We start from the raw sequence: 15307 nt of genomic DNA, 5'->3' as shown, positions 1-15307 counted from the left end.
CCGCAGATCGTCGAGCAGGTTGAGCACCTGCGCCTGGATCGAGACGTCGAGCGCGGAGACGGGCTCGTCGCAGACCAGCAGGTCGGGCTCGAGCGCGAGGGCGCGTGCGATGACCACGCGCTGGCGCTGGCCGCCGGAGAGCTCGTGCGGGTAGCGGTCGGCCTGGTCGGGGCGCAGTCCGACGGCGTCCATCAGGGCGGCGGCGCGCTCACGGGCCTCGCCGCGCGGGGTTTCGGGGGCGTGGATGGCGAAGGGCTCGGCGATCTGGTCGAGGATGCCGAGCCGGCGGTCGAGCGCGCCGAGCGGGTCCTGATAGACCATCTGCATGCGCCGGCGGCGCGCGCGCCAGGCGGCGTCCTGGCGGGCGGCGACGGGGACGCCGTCGAAGCGGATCTCGCCGGCGGAGGCGGGGACGAGGCCGAGGACGAGTTTCGCGGTCGTCGACTTGCCGCAGCCGGACTCGCCGACGAGGCCGAGCGTTTCGCCCGGCGCGAGGTCGAAGTCGACCCCGTCCACCGCCTTCAGCAGGCCGGGGCGCCCGAAGAGGCCGCCGGGGATGCGGATCGGGTAGTGGCGGGCGAGGCCGCGGACCGAGAGCAGAGGCGCGGTTTCGGGGGCGGGGGCCGGGGCGGCGGGTCGCTCGAGCATATCGACGTCGGCGGTCATCGGGAGGGCTCCGCGAATAGGGCGGGAAGGGCGAGGGGCTCCCGGCCGGGCGCCTGAGCCGACGGTCGCAAGCGGCGCCGGGCGGGGGCCGGGGAGCGGAACGTCACGACCGGGCCTCGGCATGGATGCGGGCGTTGGGCGCGGCGGCGGGGACGTCGGCTCGCGGGCGGGCGTCGGGGCCGCGGCGGATGCAGGCGGCGAGGCGGCCGTGGCCCTGGGGCTCGAGCGCCGGCAGGGCGGCGCCGCAGTCGGGGCCGGACTCGGCGCAGCGGGGGGCGAAGGCGCAGCCGGGCGGCAGGGCGTGGGGGGCCGGCACCGCGCCGGGGATGGCGTCGAGGCGCCGACGGGGCCCCTCGATGTCCGGCAGCGCCGCCATCAGGCCCTGGGTGTAGGGGTGGGAGGGCGCGGCGAAGATGCGTTCGGCGGGGCCGGTTTCCACCACCCTTCCGCAATACATCACCGCCACCCGGTCGCACATGTCCGAGATCACGCCGAGGTCGTGGGAGATCAGCACCATGGCCATGCCGGTCTCGGCGCGCAGGTCGCCGAGCAGGTCGAGGATCTGGGCCTGGATGGTCGCATCCAGCGCGGTGGTCGGCTCGTCGGCGATCAGCAGCTCGGGCTCGCCGGCCAGCGCCATCGCGATCATCACCCGCTGGTTCATGCCGCCCGAGAGCTCATGGGGGTATTCGTCGAGGCGCTGGGCCGGGTTGGACATGCCGACCCGCTCGAGCAGACGGGTCGCCTCGGATCGGGCCTCGGCGCCGCGCAGGCCGCGATGCAGGCGCAGGGCCTCGCCGATCTGATGACCGATGCGGCGCACCGGGTTCAGGGACGAGGACGGGTCCTGGAAGATCAGGGCCACCCGTCCGCCGCGGAGCTGGGAGAGGCGCCTTTCCGGCGCGCCCAGGATCTCCTCGCCCGCCAGCCGCACCGAGCCGCCGACGCGGGCCCGCGCGTCCAGCAGACCGGCGGCGGCGAGCCAGGTGATCGACTTGCCGCAGCCGCTTTCGCCCACCACGCCCAGCGTTTCGCCGCGCGCCACCTCCAGGTCGACCCCGTGCAGGGCGCGGACCCAGCGCCGGCCGATGTCGAAATCGATGGTCATGCCGGTCAGCGAGATCAGCGGCTTATGGGGGCCAAGCGGGTCATGCATGAGAAGGCTCCATGTGACTGGCGGGAAGGGCGCGCAAACGGCGCGCGCCCCCCGTCCGCACGGGACGGGGGGCGCGACGGAGGCGTCGGCCTCAGTTGGACGAACCGATGGCGAAGTTGCCCGGGCGGAAGTCCATCGACAGCAGCGCCGAGGGTTTCCACGCGATATCGGCCCGCTTGCCGTAGAAGATCGCGTTCTGATGCATCACGGTGTAGGCGGGATCCTCGCGCTCGGCGATCTCCAGCATCCGGCGGAAGGCGGCCCGGCGGGTCTCGAGGTCCGTCGAGGTCTCCAGCTCGATGCAGAGCTTGTTGAACTCCTCGTTGGTCCACTCCCCGACCTGCTGCTGCTGGCCGTTCTGGCAGTGCTGGTTGACGATCGAGGAGACCGGATCGGGGAAGGGCGCGGAGTTCGACCAGTCGCGGACCATGCGCGGGCCGCTTTCGGTGTCGAAGATCTGCTGCCAGTTCTCCTTCATCTCGATCTGGATGTTCAGACCGATCTGACGGAAGGACTCGGCGTTGATCTGCGCGGTGGAGACCTGGTTGGTGTAGTAGTTGTTGGTCAGCCGCATGATGATCGGCTCGCCGTCATAGCCCGACTCGGCCACCAGCTTCTTGGCCAGCTCCATATCGTATTTCGGAACTTCCCAGTCGGCGAGATACATGTCGCCGTAATACTCCCACTGCAGACCGGCGGGCACCTTGGTCCGGCCGCCCCACAGCGCGTCCACGATCAGGTCGCGGTCGATGGCATGGGTCATGGCCTGACGGATCTTCACGTTCTTCATCGGGCCGTTGTTCTTGTCGAACACCATCAGGCGGTGATTGGTGATCGGGCCGCCGACGACCTCGAAGGCCTTGTCCTTCTCGACCAGCGCGATCTGGTCCGGGGGCACGTCGGTGATGAAGTCGTATTCGCCCGAGAGCAGGCCGTTCACGCGGCTCGCCACCTCGGGCACCACCACGAAGCGCAGCTCCTTGATCGGCGGCTCGCCGCCCCAGTAGTCCTCATGCGCGGCGAGCACGAGCACGTTGTCGGGCTTGAACTCGACGACCTTGTAGGGGCCGGTGCCGACCGGGGCGCGGGCGAAGTCGGCCCAGGTGGCGGCCTCCTGATAGGCGCGCCTGGAGATGATCTCGGCGCCGTTGCGCGAGATGCGGCCTTCCAGCGTCGGATCGGGGACCTTGGAGATGAAGCGGACGGTCATGTCGTCCACTTTCTCGACCCGGTCGAGATTGGGCCAGGAGCGGCGGGCGACGGCGGCGACCTCGGGCGGCGGGACCTTGCCGTTGCGGGCGTTGGCGGCCGAGGAGGAGAACAGCGTGGCGCCGGTCTTCTGGGCCTCGACCTGCTCGGGCAGGAGGCCGAAGCGCTCGGGCGAGAAGGAGAACACCACGTCGTCGGCGGTCATCACGTCGCCGTTGTGAAATTTCACGCCGGGGCGGAGCTTCAGCTCGACGGTGTTGTCGTCGATGCGTTTCCATTCGGTGGCGAGGCCCGGCTTCTGGGCCAGCGCGTCGGTCTGGCGTTCGTAGTCGATCAGGCCCTCGTAGATCGAGTAGAACACGCGCGCGCCGACATTCGACTGCTCGCGCAGGGTGTCGAGCGCGCCGGAGGTGACGATCTGCTGCACGGCGACGGTGATGTCAGGGCGGTCGGCGGCCTGCGACGGCGACACGAGCGCGGTCGTGGCCAGCAGGGCTGCGCCGGCGGCGAGGCCGAGAAGGCGGCGGGTCAGGATCATGGCGTGTGGCTCCGATGTCGAGGGAGAGGCCGGCGGATGGCTCCGTGCGGTCCGGGGCGGAGGATGGGACGGGGCTGCGACGTCGGGGTGACGACTGGACGAACCTTTGTCTGCGAGAGCCCGGGGCGGGTCGGGACGGGCGCCGGCCGCGCGGGGAAGCCCTGCGGCATCAGGCCCTTGGCCCGCGTCGTCACGTCGTCATCAAACCGCCGCGCGGGGTGTGCGAGGGTCGTTTCGCAGCCATTCGAAGGGACAGGACATGCGACAGGTCGGCCAGGTGATCGTGGTGGTGTTCGACGGATTGAGACCGGATCGCATCACGCCTGACACGATGCCGTCGCTCTCGGCGTTCCTCGGCGAGGCGGCGTGGTTCCGGGAGGCGCGGACGGTGTTCCCCTCCTACACCCGCGTCTGCACCACCGCCCTCGCCACCGGGGCCTGGCCGCGGGATCATGGCATCGTCGGCAACGCCTTCCACCAGCCGCAGGTGATCGCGGGGCGGCCGCTCGACACCTCGCGGCGGGCGGATCTCGAGGCGCTGGAGGCGGCGGACGGGCGGATCGTGACCGCGCCGGATCTGGGCGGCGCGCTGGCGGCGTCCGGCAAGCGGATGATGGTGGCGCATTGCGGCTCGTCCGGCTCCGCCTTTCTGGTCAACGCCGGGGTGGCGGGCCATGCCGGGCACTGGACCTTTTCCATCCATGGCGAGGATCACACCCGCACGCCCGGCGCGGTGGCGGCGTCGGTCGCGATGCATGGGGCGTTGCCGGAGCCGGATCTGCCGCGTTTCTCGGCGATTTCGAGGGCCGAGGCGGTGATCCGCGACCTGGCGCTGCCCGAAGCGCCGGATGTGGCGCTGGTCTGGTTCCCCGAGCCCGACACCACCTTTCACTACCGCCGCATCGGCTCGCCCGAAGCCGCCGCGGCGCTCGACGCCTGCGACGCGGCCTTCGCGGCGATCCGGGCGGCGGCGCCGAAGGACGCGCTGATCATCGCCCTTTCGGACCATGGCCAGATCACCGTCGACGAGGAGATCGACATCGAGGCGGAGCTGCGCGGCGCGGGCTTCAAGGCGGGCGTCCTGCCCGGGCCGGAGGATGATTTCGGCATCACCCGCGGCGCGTCGGGCGAGATCCGGGCGCTGCGCGACGGCGCGCCGGTGGCCGAGCTCGCAGCCTGGCTGATGGGGCGGGACTGGCTGGGGATGCTGTTCGCGCGCGACGATCTGGCGGGGACCCTGCCGATGGCGCTGGTGGCGGGGGATCATGCCCGCGCGCCGGACCTGCACTATGTCTGCCGCTCGGGCGACGGGCCGGACGCATTCGGCCTTCCGGGCCTCGGCGTCTTCACCGGCGGCATCCCGGTCGGCGGCGGCATGCATGGCGGGCTGCACCGCCGCGAGCTGAACACGCTGCTGGCGCTGGCGGGGCCGGGGATCGCGCCGGGCGACTATGATTGCCCGGCGGGGATCGTCGACGTGGCCCCGACCATCCTCGCCGCGCTCGGCGAGACCGAACCCTTCGGCGAGGGACGGGTGCTGACCGAGGCCTGGGGCGGCACGCCCGAGGCCGCCGAGACGCTGATCCATGAGACGGGCCTGGGCGAGGAGGGGCAGGGCGGCTTCCGCCAGCGCCTGACCCGCCTGCGCTACAAGGGCCGCATCTACCTGGCCGAGGGCGGGCGGGTCTGACCTCGCCCGACCCCTCCGGTCAGGCCCTCATGTCGCCGGTCCAGGGGCAGGCCCGCCGGTCGGCGGACCCGCAGGCGGCCGATATGGCGCGCGTCCTTTCGCACCCGCGCCGGGTTTCGCGAAACGCGAAACTCACGTCGCCGTAAATCGCGTCGGGCCGAGAGAGGCCGGGCCCGCGCCCGGCCTCTCCCCCGGTTTCCTCCGCGTCGGGCCCGTCTCAGCGCGCGAGGCCGCGGGCCCGGAACCACTCGGCGGCGGGCTGCACGGCGGACTTGTCGCGCAGCTCCAGGTTCAGACGGGGGACGGATCCGCAATGCTTCAGCGCGGCGAAGACCGAACCCCACAGGATGTCGCCCATCCCCGGCGCCCAGTGGCGGTCGGCGTAGCCGTCGGCGTCCTGGATATGCACGTGGTGCAGCATGTCGCCGGCGGCGAGGATGTAGTGGTCGACCGGCGGCGCGCCGGTGGATTTGTGGGCGTAATGCGCATGGCCGGTGTCGACCGAGACGCGGACCGAGGCAGACCCGAAGCTTTCGGCGAGGCGCACGCGCTCGGCCGGGTCCTTGTCCTCGATGTTCTCGAGCACCAGGGTCACGCCGATGCGCTCGGCCCGCGCCACCGCGGCGTCGAGACTGGCATGGACGTTGTCGAACATCCTGTAGGCGCCGGGCAGGTGGTGGCGGTTGTTGTAGTCCCAGGTGGTGGCCGGCGAGTGGACGACCATCTGGGTGGCGCCGATCTCCTCGCAGGCGTCGAGGCCCTGGTCCATCCGCTTGCGCACCACCTCGCGGATCATGGGATCCATGGTCCCGAGCGAGAAGCCCCAGAACGGGCCGTGGATGCCGAGGCGACCGGTATGCGCGCCGAGGAGCCGCTTCGTGCGCGCCGCGACCGCCTTCCAGTCGCCGTCCAGCACCTCGGCGGAGAAGAAGTCCTGCACCTCGAGGTCGCGCTGGTCCTGCACGATCCAGTCGATCTGCGCCTCGATGTCGTCGTTGGGCAGGCAGACGCCGAGCACCGGCAGGTCGGCGTCGGCGACCTGGTCGACGGCGGGCATGGGCATGGGGCGGTTCATGGAAGGTCCTCGCATCTTGGGGGTCGGACCCGGATACGCCCGGGCGATGACCGGCGCGCGTCGGTTCGGTCGCGGTTGCGTGACGGTTTCGCGCAGGCGAAGGGGGATTTGCGCGCGGCCTCGCCAGTCAGGCGGCGGGCGGGTAGTTTTTCGAGGGGGCGCCCGGAGAGGCGCGGTTGGGGAGGATGAGCGATGACGGATGCGACGAACGGGGTGGCGACCGAGGCTGGGACCGCGGCGGGGATCGGGGCGGGGATCGGGGCGGGGATCGGGGCGCAGGCGGGGTTGCATCACCAGTGGCTCCTGGGGCTGCAGCTGATGGTCTCGATGCGCGAGGGGCCCGACGTGGTCGGCGACTGGATGTTCCGCCTGTTCCGCCGCCAGCATCACGCGAAATTCCTGTCGAGTTTCGAGAAGCTTGGCCTCGACGGGCTGCCCCACGCCGTCGCTTGCGCGCGCTATCACGTGCTGTCGAACGGGGTGGGCGGCGTGCGGGTCGAATACATGGAGGAGGGCCCCCGAAAAGCTTGGGTCCGGTTCCGCTATCCGCGCTGGATGTATGACGGCCCCGCGATCTGCGGGATCCCGATGGAGGCGAGCCGGGGGTTTCTGCGCGGCTGGTATGCGCAGAACGGGGTGTCGCTGGGCAATCCGCGGCTGGGGTTCGTGTGCGTGTCGGAGGACATGACCGGGCAGTTCGGCCTCTGCGGATACTTCCGCGAATACGACCGGGATCTGGCCGAGGACGAGCGGCTGGTCTTCGCGCCCGACGAGCGCCCGCCGCTGTTCGATCCTGCGGCCCAGCCCGCGCCCCCGGCGACGGAGTGGTCGGAGGCGCGGCTCGCCAAGGCCGGACGCAATTACGCGATGGAATATTGCCGCAACGGCGTGGCGGAACTGGCGGGCGTTCTGGGCTCGGCCCGGGCGCGGGAGCTGGCGGGCCTGTCGGCGCGGCTCACCGGGTTGCAGCATTATCGCCGCATGGCCGAAGCGGTGGGCGGGGTCGATGGCGGTCCGGCGGAGGCGGCGGCCTTCCTCGCCGCGATGTTCGCCGGCATGGGCGACGAAGCGGCGGTGGAGGCCGATGTCGACCGCGCGGTGATCCGTCAGACCGGTCTGCGCATCGTGCGGGGGCTGGAGGGGGCGGCGCGGGAAGATCTGCTGTCGGCCTGGATCGAGCTCTGGCGCGGGGCCGTCGCCTCGCACCGGGCGTTCATGGCGGTGGAGGTCGAGGCGACGCCGGACGGGCTGACCTGGACCCTCGCCCCGGCCTGAGCCCTCAACCCGCCGCGGCGACCGCGGCGGGTTCCGAGCCGATGGCCAGCGCCAGCCCGTCGACCACCGAGCTGAAGGCGTCGGACCGGCTGAGGCGGGCTGCCGCGCAGACGCGCATCGCCTCCTCCGACACCAGGCCCATCAGCGACGAGCCGCCGACCAGCACGACGGAGGCGATGTCGGCGGCGGGCAGCCCCGCCATGCGCAACGTCTCCTCCATCGCTTCGCGCAGCGCGGTGCGGAAACCTGCGAGCGCCGCGTCCATCGAGGCGGGGCTGATCGGGGCGAAGAGCCCGCGCTCCACCCGGCCCATGTCGATGATCGCGTCCGCGGCGCCGGGGTCGTTGGCGGCGATCTTGCCCGCCTCCACCGCGAAGGCCAGTTCGTGGCCGATCTGCTGGTCGATGACCTTGGCGAAGCGCTTCAGGCCCTCGGGGTTCACGGCGTCGCGAACCATGCTCTCGACCGCGCGCTCCGTCTCGGGCGTGTAGAGGAACGGGATCTTCGCCCAGGTCGACAGCTCCACGAAGAGCGTGTTGGGCACCGGCAGCAGGCCCTTGCCGAGGCTGCGGCGCAGCTCTCCGCCCAGGCCCAGCAGCGGCATCGCATGGGTCATCGACACCGCGTGGTCGAAATCGGTGCCGCCGAGACGGACGCCGTGGCTGGCGAGGATGCGGGCCCCGCCCCCTTCCATCCCGTCCCCCTCCATCCGGAACACCGAAAAGTCCGAGGTGCCGCCGCCGATGTCGACGATCAGCCCGGTCTCGCCGGCCCGGCCCTCGGCGGCGGCGGCCATCGCGGCGGCTTCGGGCTCGAACATGAAGCGCACCTGCTCGAAGCCGGCGGCGAGATAGCAGGCGCGCAGGTCCGCCTCGGCGCGCGCGTCGCGCAAGGCGTCGGCGGAGTGGAAATGCACGGGGCGCCCCGAGAGGGCATGGGTGAAGCGGCGGCCGGTCTCCGCCTCCGCCCGCCGGCGCAGGACCACGAGGAAATCCGTTACCACGTCGGCCAGCGTCCGGCGCTTGCCGCCGATGCGGCGGGGCTCGTGGAAGAGGCCGGTGCCCAGCACGCTTTTCAGCGCGCGCATGTAGCGGCCCTCATCGCCCTCGATCAGCGCCTGGGCGGCGGCGGAGCCGACGCGCATCGGCCCGCCGTCGGTGGGGAAGAACACGGCGGTGGGCAGGGTCTCGGCCGCGCCCTCGACTTTCAGGCGGCGGGGAAGGCCCCCGTCCAGCACCGAGGCCGCGGAATTCGAGGTGCCGAAATCGACGGCGAGCGTGGCGTCGGACATGACTGGCATCCCCCGGATCTGTGCGAGAGGGAGGGCAGCTATCCAATCGCGCGGCGCAGGGCAAGCCCCGAAGCCGCGCCGACCGCCTATTTCAGCTGGCTGTCCTTGGAGCCGCGGCGATTGATCCCGGCGCGGGCCACGGGGGAGGCGTCGCGTTCGGCCTGGCACTCGATGCACAGGCGCACGCCGGGGATGGCGGCGCGGCGGGCCTCGGGGATCGGCTCCTCGCATTCGGCGCAATGGGTGCGGCTTTCGCCGCGGGCGCCCGCGGCGCGCATCCGCTTCAGCTCATCCTCGATCGAGGCGTCGATCTGTTCGTTCACCGCGCCGTCGCGCGCCCAGCCTCCGGCCATGTCGGGCCTCCTCGCCTGCCTGCCCCGAATGTAGGCGCGGCCGGCGGCGGATCAAAGGCCGGTCAGGGTTTCAGCGGCATGTCGTCATGGAGCGGGACGGTCTGCCGCTCGATCATCCGGTGCACGCGGGGGCGCTCGGGCCCCTGGTGGAGGTCGAGCAGCCGGTCCCAGGATTCGAGATCGGCCTGGGTGCGCCGCGCGTTGTGGCGCACATATTCGACCCAGGTGGGGACGTGATAGCTCTCGGTCCAGAGATCGGGGTTTTCCAGGTCGCGCAGCAGCGTCCATTGCTTGGCCCCGTCGCGCAGGCGGATGCGGCGGCGCAGCGCCATGGCCGACAGGAATGCGGGCACATCCTTCTGGGCGATGATGTAATCCACCATCACCATGATCGGGCCGGAGCGCTGGGCGAGGTCGAGGCGCAAGGGCGGCTCGCGGAAGCGGTCGAGCGGGTCGAGGTTGAGCACGCCGAAGGCCGGCACCGGCAGGAACAATCCCGCCGCGCCCCCCGCCACCATCGCGGCGGCGGCGATCAGCAGGGCCACGTCGACGCCCTGCGCCTCGGCCAGCAGGCCCGCGATCCAGCTGCCCGCGGCCATGCCCCCGAAGGTCCCGGTCTGATAAAGCGCCAGCGCCCGCCCCACCACCCAGCGCGGGGTCGAGAGCTGGATGGTCACGTTGAACATCGAAAGCGCGATCACCCAGCAGGCGCCGGCCAGCAGCAGCGCCGCCCCGGTGAGCAGGTAGAACGAGCTGAGCGCCAGCGCGACCGCGGCGACGGCGAGGCCGGCGAAGGAGAGGCGCGCGATGGTTTCGTTCACGAAGCGCGCGCGCAGGCGGGCGTTGAGCAGCGCGCCGCCGACCGCGCCGACCCCGAAGCAGCCGAGCATGATGCCGTAGACGAAGGCGCGCCCGTCCAGATGCTCGCGCACCACCAGCGGCAGGAGGGCCAGCACGGGGATGGAGGTCATGCCGAAGAGGGTGCCGCGCAGGATCACCCGGATCAGGTTGGGCGACATGCCCACATAGCGCAGACCGGCGGCGAAGGCGGCGCCCAGCGGCTCGCGGGGCAGGGTGCGGGGGGGCGTGACCGGGTGCCAGCGCAGGAGGGCGGAGATGATGGCGACGTAGCTGACCGCGTTGACCGCGAAGGCGGCCGCCGCGCCCGCCGCCGCCACGATGGCGCCGCCGACCGCGGGCCCGACGGAACGCATCAGGTTGAATCCCATCGAGTTCAGCGCGACGGCGGAAGGCAGGTCGGCTTTGGGCACGATGTCGCCCATCGTCGCCTGCCAGGAGGGGTTGTGCAGCGCGGTGCCGCAGCCGATCAGGAAGGTGAAGCCGAGCAGGACCCAGGGGCTCAGCAGCCCGGCGAAGCCCATCGCCGCCAGCGCGATCGACACCGCGAACATGAAGCCTTGCGCGATCAGCATCACCCGGCGGCGGTCGTAGCTGTCGGCCAGCACCCCCGCGACCAATGAGAAGATCACGATGGGCAGCGTGACCGAGGACTGCACCAGCGCCACCATCGAGGGTTTTTCAGACAGCGTGGTCATCATCCAGGCCGCGCCGACCGACTGCACCAGCCCGCCGAAATTCGAAGTCAGCGCCGCGATCCACAACATCCGGAAGGTCTGGTTGCCGAACAGGGCGAGCGGCGAGGTGGTCTGCGGCACGAAGGAAGGTCCTTGCTGAGCGGGGCGCCGGGAATGGATAGGCGCGCGTCGGACGGCGAACAAGGCCGCCGGCGGGGGCGGCCGGGCTCAGCGGGCTTGTGTGACTTCGTAGGTCACGAGACGCGAGTCGCCCTTGTCGTCGCTGACCACGAAGAGCCGGCGCCGGGCCGGATCCCAGGCCACGCCCTCGGCGTTGTCGAGCGGTTCTCCTTTTGCGCGCAGCAGGGGGACCGAGACGGCCGGCCCTCCGGCGAGGTCGAGCACGAAGACGCGCCGTGCCCGGTCGCTGACGATCCAGACCTGGCCGCGGCCAGGCCCGAAGGCGAGGCCGGAGACGTCGAGCCGGCCCTTCGCCCCCAGCGCATCGTCGAACCCCGCCGCGGCGTCCAGAAGGCGGACGCCGAGGATCCGGTCGAGCGTGGGGGAGATGGCGATCAGCAGCCTCGGCTCGGCTTCGCGCAGGACCAGCACGGTTCCGTCCGAGGGGTCGACCGCGACGCCCTCCAGCCCGTTCTTGTCCGCGGCCTCGCCGAAATCGGCTCGCACCGCGTCCCATCCCGTCATCGCGGAGAGCGGCGCGAGGCGGGCCGCGCCGGTGGCGATGTCGATGACGGCGAGTTCGGCTCCCGTCTCGCGCGCCACGATCAGGCGGGCGCCGTCCGGGGTCGCGGCCACGCCCTCGGCCTGGTCGGGCCAGGGCAGCGGCAGGCGGGGGCCGGGGAGGAGACGGCCGTCGAAACCCAGCCGGAACACCTCGCCCGCATCGTCGCTGACGCTCCACAGAAACGTCCGGTCGGCGGAAAGGGCGAGGCCCGAGGGCTCGTCGAACTCGGCGTCCTTGTCGCGGATTTTCGTGCTTTCGACGAGGACGAGACCAGGCGCGGAGGGTTGGGCTGAGGCGGGCGCGACGGCGGCGAGCAGGGCGAGGAGGAGCGCGCCGCGCAAGAGGGATGGGGTCATGGCGGGCCTCTTCCATATGTTGCGTGTCATCATGCGCGAAGCTCGCGCCAGAGCGAAAGAGGGCTCAGGCGGCGGGGGCGCGCGCCTCGCCGAAGCGGCGGACCTGGTCGGCGATGCGGGTCAGCTGGGGGGCGAGCGGCGTCGACTTGCGCCAGACCATGCCGAGGGTGCGCGAGGGCCGCGGCTCCGCCAGCCGCGCGACCGAGACGGGCGCCGACGCCGTCTCCACCGCCACCGCCATCTCGGGAATCAGGGTCACGCCGATGCCGACGCCGACCATCTGCACGAGGGTGGCGAGCGAGCTTCCCTCCATCAGGTCGCGGGGGGGCGAGGAGGCGAGGTTGCAGAACGACAGCGCCTGATCGCGAAAGCAATGCCCCTCCTCCAGCAGCAGCAGCCGCATCTCGCGCAGGTGGTCGGCGCTGGGCACGGGCAGGCCCGCATCGGCGCGGGGGCGGACGAGGACGAACTCCTCGGCGAAAAGCGGTTCCTCGTGCAGCGTCGGCTCGGAGATCGGGAGGGCCACGATCGCCACGTCGAGCCGCCCGTCGAGCAGATCGCGGATCAGGGTCTGGGTCACCGTCTCGCGCGGGATGGCGTCGAGCTCGGGATAGGTTTCGGCGAGATGCTGGATCAGCCCTGGCAGAAGATAGGGCGCGACCGTCGGGATCACCCCGATCCGCAGGCGACCCGAAAAAGGCCCGTGCGAGGCGCGGGCCAGATCCTCGATCTCGTCCACCGCGCGCAGGATGTCGCGGGCCCGGATCGCCAGCGCCTCGCCCAGGTCCGAGAGGCGCAGGGGCTGGGCCCCCCGCTCGATCAGGGGGGCGCCCAGAACGCCCTCGAGCTCCTTCATCTGGATCGACAGCGCGGGCTGGGAGATGGCGCAGGCCTCCGCCGCACGGCCGAAATGGCGGTGACGGGACAGGGCCTCGAAATATCGGAGCTGGCGAAGGGTCAGGCTGGACATAAGCGGATATTATCACAGCGATAGGAATATCCAAATTTTATTAATTCTAAAAAGTGCTACAAGCCTCCCCTATATCAAGGTTCCGAGTCGCCTCGCTCGGCCGCCGCATGGCGGGATCGAGCGGAGCGCCCCCCAGGAGATCGCCGCGCCCCTCAGACGGCGCGGCCAAACCGAGGAGAGAGTTTCCACATGGACGGGAACGAGATGAACGCCGCCGGCAAATGCCCGGTGATGCATGGCGCGATGACCGAGACCGGGCATTCGGTGACGGAGTGGTGGCCGAACGCGCTGAATCTGGACATCCTGCATCAGCATGACACGAAGACCAACCCGATGGGGGCGGACTTCAACTACCGCGAGGCGCTCAAGGCGCTGGACGTCGAGGCGCTGAAGTCCGATCTGCGCGCGCTGATGAACGACAGCCAGGACTGGTGGCCGGCCGACTGGGGCTCCTATGTCGGCATGTTCGCCCGCGTCGCCTGGCACTCGGCCGGCTCCTACCGTCTGGCCGACGGGCGCGGGGGCGGGGGGACCGGCAACCAGCGCTTCGCCCCGCTGAATTCCTGGCCCGACAACGTCAACACCGACAAGGGCCGCCGCCTGCTTTGGCCGATCAAGAAGAAATACGGCAACAGGATCTCCTGGGCCGACCTGATGATCCTCGCGGGCACCATCGCCTATGAGGTCGCGGGCCTGAAGACCTACGGCTTCTCCTTCGGGCGCGAGGACATCTGGGCGCCGGAGAAGGACACCAACTGGGGCGTGGAGAAGGAATGGCTCGCCGCCTCCGACAGCCGCTATGGCGACGTGAACGACGCGTCGAGCCTCGAGGCTTCGCTCTCGGCCGTGCAGATGGGCCTGATCTACGTGAATCCCGAAGGGGTGAACGGCAATCCCGACCCGCTGCGCACCGCCGACATGGTGCGCGAGACGTTCAAGCGCATGGCGATGAACGATGAGGAGACCGCGGCGCTGACCGCCGGCGGCCACACCATCGGCAAGTCCCACGGCAACGGCACCGCCGACCAGCTGAGCCCGGAGCCCGAGGGCGCCGACATCGAATTCCAGGGCATCGGCTGGATGAAGACCAATGCCCGCGGCATCGGGCGCGACACCATGGTGTCGGGCATCGAGGGCGCCTGGACCGCCAATCCCACCAAGTGGGACATGGGCTGGTTCGACATGCTCTTCGACCATGAGTGGGAGCTGACCAAGAGCCCCGCCGGCGCCCATCAGTGGAAGCCGGTCGACATCGCCGAAGAGGACATGCCGGTGGATGTGGAGGATCCCTCGATCCGCTGCATGCCGATGATGACCGACGCCGACATGGCGATGAAGATGGATCCGACCTACAACGCCATCTGCCAGAAGTTCCGCGCCGATCCGGACTACTTCTCGGAGACCTTCGCCAAGGCCTGGTACAAGCTGACCCATCGCGACATGGGCCCCAAGGTCCGCTATTTCGGACCCGACGTGCCGGAAGAGGACCTGATCTGGCAGGATCCGATCCCCGCCGGCAACCCGACCTTCGATGTGGCGGCGGCCAAGGCGAAGATCGAGGCCTCCGGCCTCAGCATGGTCGAGATGATCGCCACCGCCTGGGACAGCGCGCGCACCTATCGCGGGTCCGACATGCGCGGCGGCGCCAACGGCGCGCGCATCCGCCTCGCCCCCCAGAAGGACTGGGAGGGCAACGAGCCCGCGCGTCTCGCCCGCGTGCTGTCGGCGCTGGAGCCGATCGCGGCCGAGGTCGGGGCGTCCGTCGCCGACATCATCGTGCTGGCGGGCAATGTCGGGGTGGAGAAGGCGGCGAAGGCGGCCGGCTTCGACGCGGCCGTGCCCTTCGCGCCGGGCCGCGGCGACGCGACCGACGCGATGACCGACGTCGAGAGCTTCGAGGCGCTGGAGCCGGTCGCCGACGGCTTCCGCAACTGGCTCAAGCGCGACTACACGGTCAGCGCGGAGGAGCTGATGCTGAACCGCGCCCAGCTGCTGGGCCTGACCGCGGCCGAGATGACCGTCCTCGTGGGCGGGATGCGGGCGCTGGGCGCGAACCATGGCGGGACCAAGCACGGCGTGTTGACCGGGCGCGAAGGCGCGCTGACCCCGGACTTCTTCGTGAACCTCACCGACATGGCGAACACCTGGGCGCCGGTCGGGAACGGGCTCTACGAGATCCGCGACCGCAAGACCGGCGCGGTGAAGTGGACGGCGACGCGGGCGGACCTGGTGTTCGGCTCCAACGCCGTGCTGCGCGCCTATGCCGAGGTCTACGCCCAGGACGACAACGCCGGCAAGTTCGTGACCGACTTCGTCGCCGCCTGGACCAAGGTGATGAACGCGGACCGCTTCGACCTGGCCTGATCGAAACGCCGGCCGTCCCGGTCCGGGACGGCCGCGCAGGATACGCCCGCCGCGCGCGGGGAGACGGCCGAGGCCGCAGCGCCC

At 71.0% G+C, this 15307-nt stretch carries 12 protein-coding genes; 3 read left to right on the top strand and 9 right to left on the bottom strand.

The window, feature by feature from the left end:
- The 3 genes from ACTB72_RS15675 to ACTB72_RS15665 all read right to left on the bottom strand — a co-directional run.
- Positions 1 to 666: ATP-binding cassette domain-containing protein (locus ACTB72_RS15675; protein ID WP_463037939.1), on the bottom strand; the 666-nt coding region annotated here is incomplete at its 3' end.
- A 103-nt stretch (positions 667 to 769) separates the two neighbouring features.
- Complete coding sequence (locus ACTB72_RS15670) at positions 770 to 1822, bottom strand: ABC transporter ATP-binding protein (protein WP_463037938.1); 1053 nt, start codon at positions 1820 to 1822, stop codon at positions 770 to 772.
- Between the two features lie 91 nt (positions 1823 to 1913).
- Complete coding sequence (locus ACTB72_RS15665) at positions 1914 to 3569, bottom strand: ABC transporter substrate-binding protein (RefSeq protein ID WP_463037937.1); 1656 nt, start codon at positions 3567 to 3569, stop codon at positions 1914 to 1916.
- A 259-nt stretch (positions 3570 to 3828) separates the two neighbouring features.
- On the opposite strand from ACTB72_RS15665, the gene ACTB72_RS15660 reads away from it, so the two are divergent.
- Positions 3829 to 5259, top strand: a complete 1431-nt coding sequence (locus ACTB72_RS15660) for an alkaline phosphatase family protein (protein ID WP_463037936.1) — start codon at positions 3829 to 3831, stop codon at positions 5257 to 5259.
- Between the two features lie 217 nt (positions 5260 to 5476).
- On the opposite strand, the gene ACTB72_RS15655 is transcribed toward ACTB72_RS15660, so the two are convergent.
- Entirely contained in the window at positions 5477 to 6322 is an 846-nt protein-coding gene (locus tag ACTB72_RS15655; RefSeq protein ID WP_463037935.1) for a sugar phosphate isomerase/epimerase family protein, read from the bottom strand.
- 204 nt (positions 6323 to 6526) lie between these two features.
- Between ACTB72_RS15655 and ACTB72_RS15650 the strand changes: the two genes are divergently transcribed.
- A complete protein-coding gene (locus ACTB72_RS15650; RefSeq protein ID WP_463037934.1) occupies positions 6527 to 7609 on the top strand; it encodes a hypothetical protein in 1083 nt (360 codons plus the stop codon).
- 4 nt (positions 7610 to 7613) lie between these two features.
- Here the strand turns inward: ACTB72_RS15650 and ACTB72_RS15645 are convergent, their stop codons facing one another.
- The 5 genes from ACTB72_RS15645 to ACTB72_RS15625 all read right to left on the bottom strand — a co-directional run bounded on the left by ACTB72_RS15645 (position 7614) and on the right by ACTB72_RS15625 (position 12859).
- On the bottom strand, positions 7614 to 8900 hold the full coding sequence (locus ACTB72_RS15645) for an Hsp70 family protein (RefSeq protein WP_463037933.1): 1287 nt from the start codon (positions 8898 to 8900) through the stop codon (positions 7614 to 7616).
- 86 nt (positions 8901 to 8986) lie between these two features.
- Entirely contained in the window at positions 8987 to 9253 is a 267-nt protein-coding gene (locus ACTB72_RS15640) for a DksA/TraR family C4-type zinc finger protein (RefSeq protein WP_463037932.1), read from the bottom strand.
- A gap of 62 nt (positions 9254 to 9315) precedes the next feature.
- Positions 9316 to 10929, bottom strand: coding sequence for an MFS transporter (locus ACTB72_RS15635; RefSeq protein ID WP_463037931.1), 1614 nt, complete (start codon positions 10927 to 10929; stop codon positions 9316 to 9318).
- Positions 10930 to 11016: 87 nt separating this feature from the next.
- On the bottom strand, positions 11017 to 11889 hold the full coding sequence (locus ACTB72_RS15630; RefSeq protein ID WP_463037930.1) for an SdiA-regulated domain-containing protein: 873 nt from the start codon (positions 11887 to 11889) through the stop codon (positions 11017 to 11019).
- A 64-nt stretch (positions 11890 to 11953) separates the two neighbouring features.
- Complete coding sequence (locus ACTB72_RS15625; protein ID WP_463037929.1) at positions 11954 to 12859, bottom strand: LysR substrate-binding domain-containing protein; 906 nt, start codon at positions 12857 to 12859, stop codon at positions 11954 to 11956.
- Positions 12860 to 13048: 189 nt separating this feature from the next.
- Between ACTB72_RS15625 and katG the strand changes: the two genes are divergently transcribed.
- Complete coding sequence (katG, locus tag ACTB72_RS15620; protein ID WP_463037928.1) at positions 13049 to 15223, top strand: catalase/peroxidase HPI; 2175 nt, start codon at positions 13049 to 13051, stop codon at positions 15221 to 15223.
- The last annotated feature ends 84 nt before the right edge of the window (positions 15224 to 15307 follow it).

Source organism: Albimonas sp. (genome assembly GCF_055129145.1).
Note: the sequence above shows the minus strand (reverse complement) of the source record. Positions and strands in the feature narration are given on the sequence as shown.

Excerpts from the sequence above, each read along its gene's own strand:
- ACTB72_RS15625 (WP_463037929.1), bottom strand. The coding sequence starts at position 12,859 with ATGTCCAGCCTGACCCTTCGCCAGCTCCGATATTTCGAGGCCCTGTCC.
- katG (WP_463037928.1), top strand. The coding sequence starts at position 13,049 with ATGGACGGGAACGAGATGAACGCCGCCGGCAAATGCCCGGTGATGCAT.
- ACTB72_RS15640 (WP_463037932.1), bottom strand. The coding sequence starts at position 9,253 with ATGGCCGGAGGCTGGGCGCGCGACGGCGCGGTGAACGAACAGATCGAC.
- ACTB72_RS15665 (WP_463037937.1), bottom strand. The coding sequence starts at position 3,569 with ATGATCCTGACCCGCCGCCTTCTCGGCCTCGCCGCCGGCGCAGCCCTG.
- ACTB72_RS15655 (WP_463037935.1), bottom strand. The coding sequence starts at position 6,322 with ATGCCCATGCCCGCCGTCGACCAGGTCGCCGACGCCGACCTGCCGGTG.
- ACTB72_RS15650 (WP_463037934.1), top strand. The coding sequence starts at position 6,527 with ATGACGGATGCGACGAACGGGGTGGCGACCGAGGCTGGGACCGCGGCG.
- ACTB72_RS15630 (WP_463037930.1), bottom strand. The coding sequence starts at position 11,889 with ATGACCCCATCCCTCTTGCGCGGCGCGCTCCTCCTCGCCCTGCTCGCC.
- ACTB72_RS15670 (WP_463037938.1), bottom strand. The coding sequence starts at position 1,822 with ATGCATGACCCGCTTGGCCCCCATAAGCCGCTGATCTCGCTGACCGGC.
- ACTB72_RS15660 (WP_463037936.1), top strand. The coding sequence starts at position 3,829 with ATGCGACAGGTCGGCCAGGTGATCGTGGTGGTGTTCGACGGATTGAGA.
- ACTB72_RS15645 (WP_463037933.1), bottom strand. The coding sequence starts at position 8,900 with ATGTCCGACGCCACGCTCGCCGTCGATTTCGGCACCTCGAATTCCGCG.